Source organism: Mesorhizobium sp. M7A.F.Ca.CA.002.04.1.1, assembly GCF_004022805.1.
Lineage (GTDB): Bacteria > Pseudomonadota > Alphaproteobacteria > Rhizobiales > Rhizobiaceae > Mesorhizobium > Mesorhizobium ciceri.
The window spans coordinates 1-12,183 of the sequence record NZ_RZPL01000078.1 but is presented as its reverse complement, the minus strand read 5'-3'; the positions used below and the strand labels follow the sequence as shown (position 1 = coordinate 12,183).

13 protein-coding genes are annotated in these 12,183 nt (G+C 64.0%); 6 read left to right on the top strand and 7 right to left on the bottom strand.

Annotated elements, in window-relative coordinates:
• From ENZ75_RS06605 to ENZ75_RS06580, 6 genes are all read left to right on the top strand, one after another.
• Positions 1–365 (top strand): potassium-transporting ATPase subunit KdpA (locus ENZ75_RS06605; protein ID WP_206617018.1); only part of this gene is annotated, 365 nt, incomplete at its 5' end.
• 25 nt (positions 366–390) lie between these two features.
• Positions 391–588 (top strand): hypothetical protein, encoded by a 198-nt coding sequence (locus tag ENZ75_RS06600; RefSeq protein WP_224621338.1) that lies wholly within the window; start codon positions 391–393, stop codon positions 586–588.
• Positions 585–2,678, top strand: coding sequence for a potassium-transporting ATPase subunit KdpB (kdpB, locus tag ENZ75_RS06595; RefSeq protein ID WP_063168982.1), 2,094 nt, complete (start codon positions 585–587; stop codon positions 2,676–2,678). The genes ENZ75_RS06600 and kdpB overlap by 4 nt, the downstream gene beginning before the upstream one ends.
• 74 nt (positions 2,679–2,752) lie before the next feature.
• Positions 2,753–3,319, top strand: a complete 567-nt coding sequence (kdpC, locus tag ENZ75_RS06590) for a potassium-transporting ATPase subunit KdpC (protein ID WP_063168981.1) — start codon at positions 2,753–2,755, stop codon at positions 3,317–3,319.
• Between the two features lie 54 nt (positions 3,320–3,373).
• Positions 3,374–6,100 carry a sensor histidine kinase KdpD gene (locus ENZ75_RS06585; RefSeq protein ID WP_128277980.1) on the top strand — a complete coding sequence of 909 codons (2,727 nt, stop codon included), beginning with the start codon at positions 3,374–3,376 and terminating at the stop codon, positions 6,098–6,100.
• Positions 6,097–6,789 carry a response regulator transcription factor gene (locus tag ENZ75_RS06580; RefSeq protein ID WP_063168979.1) on the top strand — a complete coding sequence of 231 codons (693 nt, stop codon included), beginning with the start codon at positions 6,097–6,099 and terminating at the stop codon, positions 6,787–6,789. The genes ENZ75_RS06585 and ENZ75_RS06580 overlap by 4 nt, the downstream gene beginning before the upstream one ends.
• A gap of 15 nt (positions 6,790–6,804) precedes the next feature.
• Here ENZ75_RS06580 and ENZ75_RS06575 read toward each other — a convergent pair whose 3' ends face one another.
• The 7 genes from ENZ75_RS06575 to ENZ75_RS06545 all read right to left on the bottom strand — a co-directional run.
• Positions 6,805–8,241, bottom strand: coding sequence for an MFS transporter (locus tag ENZ75_RS06575; RefSeq protein WP_063168978.1), 1,437 nt, complete (start codon positions 8,239–8,241; stop codon positions 6,805–6,807).
• A gap of 222 nt (positions 8,242–8,463) precedes the next feature.
• Positions 8,464–8,943, bottom strand: a complete 480-nt coding sequence (locus ENZ75_RS06570; protein WP_063168977.1) for a DUF992 domain-containing protein — start codon at positions 8,941–8,943, stop codon at positions 8,464–8,466.
• Positions 8,944–9,034: 91 nt separating this feature from the next.
• Positions 9,035–9,511, bottom strand: coding sequence for a DUF992 domain-containing protein (locus tag ENZ75_RS06565; protein WP_024502781.1), 477 nt, complete (start codon positions 9,509–9,511; stop codon positions 9,035–9,037).
• A 209-nt stretch (positions 9,512–9,720) separates the two neighbouring features.
• Positions 9,721–10,563 carry a tetratricopeptide repeat protein gene (locus tag ENZ75_RS06560; RefSeq protein ID WP_013529652.1) on the bottom strand — a complete coding sequence of 281 codons (843 nt, stop codon included), beginning with the start codon at positions 10,561–10,563 and terminating at the stop codon, positions 9,721–9,723.
• 138 nt (positions 10,564–10,701) lie between these two features.
• Positions 10,702–10,980: a 30S ribosomal protein S21 gene (gene rpsU / locus ENZ75_RS06555; protein WP_013529653.1), complete on the bottom strand. Its 279-nt coding sequence runs from the start codon at positions 10,978–10,980 to the stop codon at positions 10,702–10,704.
• Positions 10,981–11,157: 177 nt separating this feature from the next.
• A complete protein-coding gene (locus ENZ75_RS06550) occupies positions 11,158–11,544 on the bottom strand; it encodes an SET domain-containing protein-lysine N-methyltransferase (protein ID WP_063168976.1) in 387 nt (128 codons plus the stop codon).
• Positions 11,545–11,655: 111 nt separating this feature from the next.
• Positions 11,656–12,183: SDR family oxidoreductase (locus ENZ75_RS06545; RefSeq protein ID WP_128277978.1), on the bottom strand; the 528-nt coding region annotated here is incomplete at its 5' end.

The window sequence follows — 12,183 nt, the reverse complement described above, 5'->3', positions numbered from 1 at the left end:
CGATGGGCAATGCCGGCCCGCACGGCTTCTCCGAGGTCCTCTATGCCTACACGTCGGCGGCGGCCAACAACGGTTCGGCCTTTGGCGGCCTCAGCGGCAACACGCCCTGGTACAACATCACCATCGGCATCGGCATGCTGATGGGCCGCTTCCTGGTCATCATCTCGGCGCTGGCCATTGCCGGCTCGCTGGTGGCGAAGAAAACGGTTCCGGCCTCCGCCGGCACCTTCCCGACCGACGGCCCGCTGTTCGTCGGGCTGCTGATCGGCGTCATCCTGATCGTCGGTGGCCTCACCTTCTTCCCCGCGCTCGCCGTCGGGCCGATCATCGAGCACCTGGCGATGGCTCACGGGCAGACCTTCTGAGACCGCCATGTCGTGGTTCAATGCCATGCGCCGCAAGGTCGCCCACAGGGACGATCACGGAAAGGAGGAGGGACCTCCTCCTTTCCCGACCCTGTCGACGTTTCTCGGCCTTGCGGCAGTCATGCTCGTCCTCTGGCTGCTGGCCTACGGGCCGCCCCATCTCTTTTCGGCATCCGATCATCCGGTGCCGTCCAACAACACCGAAGCCGGAGCTTCAAAATGAGCAACTCGAAATCAGCCAGCATCATGGATGCCAGCATCCTGCTTCCCGCCATCGGCGGCGCCTTCCGCAAGCTCGACCCGCGCACGCTGGCCAGGAACCCGGTGATGTTCGTCGTTGCCGTCGTCTCGGCGCTCACCACCGTGCTGTTCGTCAAGGACCTGGTCTCCGGCGGCGGCAATCTCGGCTTCACGCTGCAGATCATCATCTGGCTTTGGTTCACCGTGCTGTTCGCCAACTTCGCCGAAGCGGTCGCAGAAGGCCGCGGCAAGGCGCAGGCGGATTCGCTGCGCAAGGCACGCACCGAGACCAAGGCCAAGCTTTTAACCGGTGAAGACCGCACCAAATACAAACTTGTGCCCGGCACCAGCCTCAAGGTCGGCGATGCCGTGCTGGTCGAGGCCGGCGACATCATCCCGTCCGACGGCGAAGTGATCGAAGGCGTCGCTTCGGTCAACGAGGCCGCGATCACGGGCGAATCCGCGCCGGTGATCCGCGAATCCGGCGGCGATCGTTCGGCGGTCACCGGCGGCACGCAGGTGCTGTCCGACTGGGTTCGCGTGCGCATCACGGCGGCTTCCGGCCACACCTTCCTCGACCGCATGATCTCGCTGGTCGAAGGTGCGGAGCGCCAGAAGACGCCGAACGAGATCGCGCTCAACATCCTGCTCGTCGGCATGACGCTGATCTTCGTGCTGGCCACCGCGACGATCCCGAGTTTTGCTTCCTATTCGGGCGGCTACATTTCGGTGACCGTTCTGGTGGCGCTGTTCGTCACCTTGATCCCGACCACGATCGGGGCGCTGCTTTCGGCCATCGGCATCGCCGGGATGGACCGCCTGGTGCGATTCAACGTGCTGGCCATGTCGGGTCGCGCCGTGGAAGCCGCAGGCGACGTCGACACGCTGCTGCTCGACAAGACCGGCACGATCACGCTCGGCAACCGCCAGGCGACGCAGTTCCGCCCGGTCAAGGGCGTCACCGAACAGGAACTGGCCGACGCGGCCCAGCTTGCCTCGCTCGCCGACGAAACGCCGGAAGGCCGTTCCATCGTCGTGCTGGCCAAGGAGAAATACGCCATCCGCGCCCGCGACATGGCAACGCTGCACGCCACCTTCGTGCCCTTCACAGCACAGACCCGTATGAGCGGCGTCGACATCGATGGTTCGTCGGTGCGCAAGGGCGCCGTGGATTCCGTGCTTGCCCATGTCAACCAATCGACGGTCGCAGCCCATGCCACGCGGCCCGGCAGCGATACCGTCAGGGATCTCCAGGCCATCGCCGACGAGATCGCCAAGTCCGGCGGCACGCCGCTGGCGGTCGAACGCGACGGCCGCCTGCTCGGCGTCATCCACCTCAAGGACATCGTCAAGGGCGGCATCAGGGAGCGCTTCACCGAACTGCGCCGCATGGGCATCCGCACGGTGATGATCACCGGCGACAACCCGATGACGGCGGCGGCGATCGCCGCGGAAGCCGGCGTCGACGACTTCCTCGCCCAGGCCACACCGGAGGACAAGCTGAAGCTGATCCGCGACGAACAGGCCAAGGGCAAGCTGGTTGCCATGTGCGGCGACGGCACCAACGATGCGCCGGCCCTCGCGCAAGCCGATGTCGGTGTCGCCATGAACACCGGCACGGTCGCCGCCCGCGAGGCCGGCAACATGATCGATCTCGACAGCGATCCGACCAAGCTCATCGAGATCGTCGAGATCGGCAAGGCGCTCTTGATGACGCGGGGTTCGCTGACGACCTTCTCGATCGCCAACGACGTCGCCAAATATTTCGCCATCATCCCGGCGATGTTCGCCGTCTTCTACGTCGCACCGGGACAGACGACCGGTCCGCTGCAGGCACTCAACGTCATGCATCTGGCGACGCCGCAGAGTGCCATCCTGTCGGCCATCATCTTCAACGCGCTGATCATCATCGCGCTGATCCCGCTGTCGCTGAAGGGCGTCAAATATCGGGCCATCGGCGCCGGCGCGCTGCTCAGCCGCAATCTTCTCGTCTACGGCCTCGGCGGCCTCATCGTGCCTTTCGTCGGCATCAAGGCGATCGACATGATCGTCACCACGCTTGGCCTCGCTTAACTCTTTGTTTTAACGCAATTCCCTAGGGAAAACCGCTTCACACTTTTCCTGGAATTGCTTTGAGGAACATCTCCATGCTCACCCAGATAAGACCCGCGATCATCATGATCGTCTTCTTCACGGTCCTGACCGGCCTGATCTATCCCCTGGGCATGACCGGCATCGCCCAGGCGCTGTTTCCGCGGCAGGCCAATGGCAGCCTGGTCGAGAGGGACGGCAAGATCATCGGCTCCGAATCGATCGGCCAGGGGTTTGCCAGCGACAAGTATTTCCACGGCCGCCCTTCGGCTGCCGGCGACGGCTACAATGCAGCCTCCTCGAGCGGCAGCAATCTCGGCCCGACCAGTCCCAAGCTGATCGACCGCATCAAGGGCGACGCCGAGAAGTTGAAAGCGGAAAACCCGAACCAGCCTGTTCCGATGGATCTGGTGACGACGTCCGGCAGTGGCCTCGATCCCGACATCAGCCCGGAAGCCGCCTACTTCCAGGTCGCTCGGGTGGCCAAGGCCAGGGGCATCGAGGAAGCCAGGGTCAAGGCGCTTGTCGATGCCCAAGTCGAGGGCAGGGAACTCGGCTTCATGGGCGAGCCTGTGGTCAATGTGCTTGGCCTCAACCTTGCGCTGGACGTAGCGAAAGAGTGAATGGCGGCGGCCGGGGATCGACAGTACCCCCGGCGCCATCCATGATCGATCCCGATGCCTGACGACAGAAGCAGCGACACCAGACCCTCGCCCGACGCACTGCTTGACCATGCCGAGCGGGAGGGTCGCGGCCGCCTGAGAATTTTCCTCGGCGCGGCACCGGGCGTCGGCAAAACCTATGAGATGCTGATGTCGGGCCGCGCCAGGCTGGCCGACGGCGTGGATGTGGTGATCGGCGTCGTCGAGACGCATGGCCGCAAGGAAACAACGGCCCTGGTCGAGGGCTATGAGGTCATTCCCCGCCGCAAGGTCGACTACAAGGGGCGTATCCTCGACGAGATGGATATCGACGCCATCCTCGCCCGGCGCCCGGCGCTGGTTCTTGTCGACGAGCTCGCCCACACCAACGCGCCCGGCAGCCGCCACCCCAAGCGCTACCTCGACGTCCAGGAGATCCTGACGCACGGCATCGACGTCTATACGACGCTTAACATCCAGCATGTCGAAAGCCTGAACGACGTCGTCGCCCAGATCACCAAGGTCAGGGTTCGCGAGACGGTTCCCGATTCCATCATCGACCAGGCCGACGATGTCGAGATCATCGATCTCACCCCCGACGACCTGATCAAGCGGCTCGAGGAAGGCAAGGTCTATTTCCCCAACACCGCGCAGCGCGCGATCGAGAACTATTTCTCGCCGGGCAATCTGACGGCGCTCAGGGAACTGGCGCTGCGCCGCACCGCGCAGCGTGTCGACGACCAGTTGCTCATCCATATGCAGGCGCACGCCATTCCAGGACCGTGGGCGGCAGGCGAAAGGGTCCTCGTCTGCCTCGACGCGCGACCTGGAGGAGCGGCCCGCGTGCGCTATGCGCGCAGGCTGGCCGACCGGCTGCGTGCGCCGTGGACGGCGCTGCACGTCGACAGCACGCGCTCGGCCAGCATGCCCGAGAATGACAAGGACCGGCTGGCGACGAACCTGCGCCTTGCCCAGCAGCTTGGCGCCGAGGTGACGACCATTCCGGGTCAGAATGTGGCGCAGGACATCGTGCGTTATGCGACGGCGAACAATTTTACCCATATCGTCGTCGGCAGGCCGACCCGGTCGCGCTGGCGCGAATTGATCGAAGGCTCGCTCACCTACGATCTCATCCGCAATGCCGGCGATATCAGCGTCCATGTCATTTCGGGAAGCGAACGCGGCACCGAGGCGGCGTCGCGGAGCGTCAAGGCGGCCGACGAGCAGTGGCAGTTCGAAATCTGGCCCTATCTCAAGGCGACGGCCTTTGTCATCGGCTCGCTCGCCTTCGCCGTCCTTCTCGATCAGTTTCTCGACGTTCGCAATCTGGCGATCATTCTGCTCATCGGGGTGCTGGCATCGGCGGTGACCGGCGGCCTGTGGCCGGCTCTGTATGCTTGTTTCGTCAGCGCCCTTGCTTTCAATTATTTCTTCCTGGAGCCGCGCTATACGCTGACGATCAGGGATCCGGAGAGCATCGTCGCGCTTGGCGTCTTTCTCGTCGTTGCGGTCATTGCCAGCAATCTGACGGCGCGCGTGCAGCGCCAGGCGGTCGCCGCCCGCTCGCGGGCGCGGGCGACGGAGGATATCTACCTCTTTTCGAAGAAGCTCGCCGGCGCCGGGACGCTGGACGACGTCCTCTGGGCCACCGCCTTCCAGATCGCCTCGATGCTGAAGCTGCGCGTGGTGCTGCTTTTGCCGGAAGACGGGACGATCACCGTCAAGGCCGGCTATCCGCCTGATGACACGCTGGCCGAAGCCGACATCGCCGCCGCCCGCTGGGCCTGGGAGCACAATCGTGCCGCAGGTCGCGGCGCCGACACGCTTCCGGGTGCCAAGCGCCTCTATCTGCCCTTGCGGACCGGGCGCACGGCCATCGGCGTCGTCGGCCTCGACAACGACAAGCAGGGACCGTTGCTGACGCCCGAGCAGCAGCGGCTTCTCGACGCACTGGCCGACCAGGCGGCAGTCGCCATCGAGCGTATCCAACTGGTCGCCGACGTCGACCGGGCCAAGCTCGCCGCCGAGCGCAGGCTGCGCTCGGCGCTGCTCACCTCCATTTCCCATGATCTGAAGACGCCGCTCGCCGCCATCATGGGCGCCGCCGGCACGCTGCGGGATTTTTCAGCAGCACTTCCCGAACCGGATCGGGCCGAACTGCTGTCGACGGTGCTCGACGAATCCGAGCGGTTGAACCGCTTCATCGCCAATCTGCTCGACATGACCAAGATCGAGTCCGGCGCGATGGAGCCGAACTACGCCTTTCACTATGTCGGCGACATCGTCGGCTCCGCCCTGCAAAGGGCCAGGAAAATCATCGGCGAGCACAAGATCGAGACGGACATCCCCAGGGATTTGCCGATGTTGAAGGTCGACCCGGTGCTGTTCGAGCAAGCGTTGTTCAATCTTCTCGACAATGCGGCGAAATATGCCCCGGCCGGCTCGACGATCCGCGTCCAGGGCTGGACCGACAATGGCTCCGTCCTGCTGCAGATCATGGATGAAGGGCCGGGCATTCCTCCCGGCGATCTGGAACGGATTTTCGACACCTTCTACCGGGTGCGCAAGCGCGACCAGATCCGCGCCGGCACCGGGCTCGGCCTGTCGATCTGCCGCGGCTTCATAGAGGCGATGGGTGGCACGATCACGGCGGCAAACCGGACCGACGGTTCGGGCGCGGTCTTCACCATCAAAATGCCCAAGCCGGCAAATCCGCCCAACTTCGACGCTTCGAATACCGACGATGTGGGTGACCTGGCATGACAAACTCGAACGTCAGGATACTGGTCGTCGATGACGAGCCGCCGATCCGCAAGCTGCTGCGCGTCGGCCTCGGCAGCCAGGGCTACGCGATCAGCGAGGCGCCGAATGCCAGGGCGGCCATCGAGCTGATGGAGGCGGAGAAGCCGGACCTCGTCCTGCTCGACCTTGGCCTGCCCGGCATTAGCGGCCATGAGTTGCTGCGCAAATGGCGCGACGACGGCCTCGACATTCCGGTGGTCATCCTGTCCAGCCGGACCGACGAGGCCGGTATCGTCCAGGCCCTGGAGCTCGGCGCCGACGACTATGTCACCAAACCCTTCGGCATGAACGAACTGGTCGCACGCATCCGCGTGGCGCTCCGCCACAAGTTCCAGCAGCAGGGAGAGAAGCCGATTTTCCAGACCGGCGATCTCAGCGTCGATCTGGTCAAGCGCATCGTCAAGGTCGAGGGCAAGGAGGTAAAGCTGTCGCCGAAGGAATACGACATCCTGCGCATGCTGGTGCAGCACGCCGGCAAGGTGCTGACCCACCATTTCCTGTTGAAGCAGGTCTGGGGCGACTCGTCCGACGTGCAGTATCTCAGGGTCTATGTGCGCCAGCTCAGGCAGAAGATCGAGAAGAGCCCCGACCAGCCACGCTACATCACCACCGAGACCGGCGTCGGCTACCGCCTGCGCGAGGTCGAATGAGCGGGTTGGGCGCTTCTAGCCAGTAGCTTCCAGCTGCTGGCCAAGCGGCTTGGAAACCCGCAAGGCCGCGAGACAGCCGACAATGCCGAGCGGGACGAAGGCAAGAAACAGCCAGGACGCGACATTCGCCGCCGCGTCGTGGTTCAAACCTTGCGAAAAGCCGCTGGCATTGGCGACGATGCCGGCAAGGGCTGCACCCACGGCGTAGCCGATGCGCTGCATGGTCGGCACCGCCGCCGAGGCGATGGTCTGCTCGCTCTTCGGGGCGGAGGCGACGATGACGCGTGTCAGGAACGGCCAGGCGATGCCGAAGCCGCCGCCTTGCAACAGGGCACAGATCAGGATGAGCGGGATGGAGCCCAGGGGTATCGTGTAGGCAAAGCCGGCGATGCCGGCCGCGATCATCACCGCGCCGCCGATGATGATCAGCCGCTCGCGCCGCGGCGGCGCGTTGGCGACCAGGATCGACAGGATCGACCAGGCGATCGATTCGGCGGCGATGATGTAGCCGGTGGTCAGCAGCGGAATGTCGTGAAGGCTGGTCAGCAGCAGCGGCCCGTAGACGCCGAAGGAACAGGTGGCCACCGAAAAAGCGGCAACCATGGTCATGCCGGCGCCGACCGGCGTGCGCCATGAGAACAGCCGCGCCGGGAACAGCCGCGAAAGCGGCTTCAGCGCGTCGATGGTGAAGAACAGCAGCAGGCCGATGAGGCCGAAGGCCATCAGCAGCGAAGAGCGCAGCAAGGCGATGTCGACGCCGGCCGAGGCGATCAGCACCACGGCAACGGCAAGGCAGGCAAGGGCCGCGAACGGGAAGGGCGGCGCCCCGCCTGCGCTCGCCTTCGGCCTCGTCGCCTCCGGCGTGTCGAGCACGATGAAACTTGCCAGCGCCATGGCTGCGCCGCCGAGGGTGAAGATGCCGAAGGCCCAGCGCCATGACAAAAGCTCGGTCATGATCGCGCCGAGCAATGGTCCGCTGAAGGCGGCGACGCCCCAGATCGCCGACATGATGCCGAAAAGCTGCGGCCAGATGGCGCGCGAGAACAGTCGTTCGACCGAGACGAAGGCCAGCGACACCAGCGCACCGCCGCCAAGTCCTTCGATCAGGCGGCCGGCGAGGAACAGTTGCATGGAAGGCGAGGTGGCGCAGATCAGGGCGCCTGCTGCGTAGAGCAGGGCTGCGACCACCATGTTGGTGCGCAAGGGGACATAACTCACCAGCCGTCCGGCGGCCGCGCCGGCAACGATGGCACCGAGTTCGTAGATCGCCAGCGACCAGCCGACGAGCTGCACGCCCGCCAGTTCGCCGACCATGGCCGGCATCACCGTTGCCACCATCGTCTCGTTGGTGGCGTGCAACAGGATGCCGAGGCTGATGAAGCAGAAGCGCGCCAGGTCGCCGCTTGCCCATAATCCGCGCCAGTCGACCTTGTTTGTGCTGATCTCGGTCATTTCCACCCCTGTCTTGCATATCTCGACGCCAGCGCAGGACGCCAGAAGCCAGTGCGGCTTTCCGGCAGGACCATGCGGTTCGACAGCGCCGGATCGGGCGCCGCATCGAGGCGTTGTTTCGTTCGGGGCAGGCTTGTAAAACCTCAACCGGGGTTGAGCTCAAGCGGTTTTTTGAGGACCGTTCGCGCGGCAGCCTTTCCGATTGGCGGGTTCGTTGCGCGATCAGTTCTCGGTGCTGCGCAGCTGGAACTGGCTGACGCCGATCGCGAGGTTCATGCCGGTCTGCGTCTGCAAGCTGAGCGGCTGCAAGGTGAAGGCTTGCGAGGAGCCGCCGACCAGCAGATTGGCGCCGGCGCCGACGGCGGCCGTCACCTCGGCGCTGGCGCCGATGTAGTCGCCGGCCAGCGCACCCGGCGCGTAGATGTTCTTCAGCGGCGTCAGCACGATCCACTGCATGACCGTCTGCTTCGTCGTGCCGATGTCGAGGCCGTATTTGTTGACGGCGCCGAAATAGGCTTCCGACGCGAAGCTCTTGTCGGCGGGGTTGAAGGTGCAGCTCAGATCCTTGCTCGAGCCGAAGATGAAGCCGGTGCCGCCGCCAATGGCACAGTCAAGCGTACCGAGCTCTATGCCTCGGTCCTGCGCCTGCGCTGCTCCGACAAACACGGTAGCGAATATGGCAGCGATGGCTGTCTTCAGCATGATGGTCCCCTCAAAAATCAACGGCGCGGAACCATCCTATCTGGTTCCGCGCCGCGGGGTGAGGGGTCATGGAGCGCACGGCTCCATGCGATCACTTGAATGAATGGATCAGCTGGAGCGAGGTCACGGCCACGGCAAGGTTGACGCCGGTCTGCGCCTGGACGCTGAGCGGCTCCAGCATGAAGGCGCTGTCCAAGCCGCCAACCAGCAGATTGGCGCCGCCGCCGGTCACCACGCTCGCCTCGGCGTTGACGCCGTAATAGCTGCCGGCGAGATCGCCTCCGTCACGGTCCCGGGTCGCAGCCAGCACGGCCCAAACGAGCTGGCCCTGATGCGTCTGGCCGACATCGAGGCCGATCTTGGAGATGACGCCTGTGTAAACCTCGGACGGCCCGTGATGATGAGGCCGGAAGACACAGGACACGCCCTTGTTGGAAGCGACGATATAAGCGGTGCCGCCGTCGATGGTGCAATCGAGCGTGCCGAGTTGCAGCTTGCCGGCGCTGGCTGGAGCCACCGCGAACATCGTCGTGGCGAGGGCAGCGGCGCAGGCGAGTTTCTTGATCATGGGAGGGTCCTTTCGCAAATTGCTTTTCGATAACGGCTTGGGAGGCCAGACCGTTCCGCTGAAAACTTGGCGCGATCAAGGCAGGGGCCGAAAGCCTCCTGCCGGGGTTAATGCGCGGTTGCGAAGTGCGTCTTTTCGGACACGCCAAGGATCCCGCGGCATTTGGATGTCACGCGGATTTGTATGGGAAGCGTTTGCCGAAACCGAGATCAGCTGACGCGGGCGAGGCCATCCTTGGCCGGCTGGTAGGTCGGGTCGAGGCGAACGGCTTCCTTATAGGATTTCGCGGCTTTCGCCTTGTCACCGCGCCGCTCGTAGATCAGCGCCTGGTTGGCCCAGGCCTCGGCGTTCTTGCCGTCGAGCTTGATCGCCATGTTGAAATCGGAGAAGGCGTTGTCCTCGTCATTGGTCGCCAGATAGGAGAGGCCGCGGCCGTTGTAGGGCTCGGCGGCGTCCGGCGCCAGCGAGATGGCGGTCGAGAAATCCTCGATGGCGAATTTGTGCTGGCCCTGGCTCTGATAGATCAGGCCTCGATTGTGGTAGGCGCGCGCGTCGGTCGTATCGAGCTGGATCGCCTTCTGAAAGTCGTTGAAGGCGTCCTGGGTGCGACCCGCCTTGCGGTAGAGATTGCCGCGGCCGATATAGGCGGCGTCATAGTTCGAGTTGATCTGGATCGAACGGTTGTAGTCCGCGAGCGCGGCTTCCTGGTTGCCGAGGAAGCGCTGGATGAGCGCACGATTCGAATAGGCCTGGAAGAAATTCGGATTGAGCTGGATGGCTTGATTGAAATCCTTGAGCGCCGCCTGGTATTGGCCGCCACGGCCATAGGCCGAGCCGCGCACATTGTAGCCTTCGGGATCCTGGGGATTGCGCTGGATGACCGCCGACAGCGAGGAAATGTTCTCGCTCGAGCCTTGCGCCTTGTCGATGTTGTTGAATTCACCGGTCGGGCCCGCCGTTTGGCAGCCGGCAAGCGCCAGTCCGGAGAGCAGGGCCGCTGTCAGGGCGAAACCACGCAATGCGGTCCCGCGCTCCACGCTCGTTGCGTTCATGTCTGCCCTGTCCTCACTTCAAGCCGCGTCGTTCAGATCCGGCTCCCCCTCCGGACCGGTCACATCAAAACAAAAAGGTGGCGGCGATTCCACATCGCGCCACCTCTGATATCCTTCGAAAAGGACGAAAAATTGGCGTTAGAACCGCGGCGGACGCGGAGCGCCAGCTGCACCACCAGCGGCGCCGGCAGCAACAGGGCGCGGCGTCATCGGCAGCAGGCCTTCGCGCTGGGCGCGCTTGCGGGCCAGCTTGCGGGCGCGGCGAACGGCTTCAGCCTTTTCGCGGGCGCGCTTCTCGGACGGCTTCTCGTAGTGACCGCGCATCTTCATTTCGCGGAAAATGCCCTCGCGCTGCATCTTCTTCTTGAGAGCGCGAAGCGCCTGATCAACGTTATTGTCGCGGACGAGTACCTGCACGGGCAATCCTGTCTTTCGGGTTTGATATCAACAGGCAAGCGATCATAGCCGCTAGCCTCCGCGGCGGTTTACACCACGAATTGTGGCGGCTGATAGCAGAATCATGCCGCGCTGTCCACAGCGGAAATGAATTTGCGGTGCCAGCCGCAGTCTGTTTGCCTTGAGATAAGGAGCCGACTAGGCCGTCGCGAGGTGCAGCCGCTCGAAATCCTCGAAGAACTCGCCGTAGTCGCAGGTGATCTCCTCGCCCACGGCGATGTCGCGGGTCGCGGTGGCCCCGCCATATTGCGAAAAATCCGTATTCGGATTGCTGGAATGGTTCATGAAGCGGCCATTGTCGACTTCATAGACCATGAAACCTGGCCGGTCGGGGCTGGGATAGGCATAGCGGTCGAGCAGTTCCCTGAGATGCGGGGGGGCCGCTTCGTATTTGTCCATGGGGACCAGTCGGTCGAAATCCGGATCGAGCCGCCAGATCGAAGCCCCTTTCCTGATCGGCTCCGCAGCGAACACGCCGACGCCTTCGATCGCACTCGCAGTCACATAGGTTCTGATCAACAACATAGTTCCAGACCCCGCTTTTGGACAGAAACGGCATCGCCAAATCGCGGCGAAAAATCAAGACCGGCCGTCTGCCTGGCGGCTATGAACATGCATTCCGGACGCGAAAAGTCTTCACGTCCGGTTGATCGACACGCCGCCATCGGCAAACAGAGCGGCTCCGGTGGTAAAGCTCGAGGCATCGGAGGCGAGATAGAGCGCCGAGCGAGCGATCTCCTCCGGCATAGCGACACGCTTCAAAGCATGCAGGCCTTCGACGAAGGCCCGTGATTCCGGGGTCTTGAAGGTTGCCGCCGGCGTGTCTGTGCCGCCGGGCAGCAGCGCGTTGACCCGCACGCCTTTCGGGCCGTATTCGGCGGCAAGCACCTGTGTCAGTCCGATCAGGCCGGCCTTGCTCGCGGCATAACTGGTCATGCCTGGCATGCCGACTGTGTGGCCGACGAAGGTGGAGGTGAAGATCAGCGAACCACCGCCACGCTCGACCATTGCCGGCACCTGGTATTTGGCGCCGAGAAACGCGCTGGTGAGATTGGTGTCGAGCGTCTCGCGCCAGCCTTCCAGCGGCAGTTCGGCTATCGGTCCCATCAGGCCGACAGCGCCGGCATTGTTGAAGGCGATGTCGAGCCCGCCGAATTTTTCGAC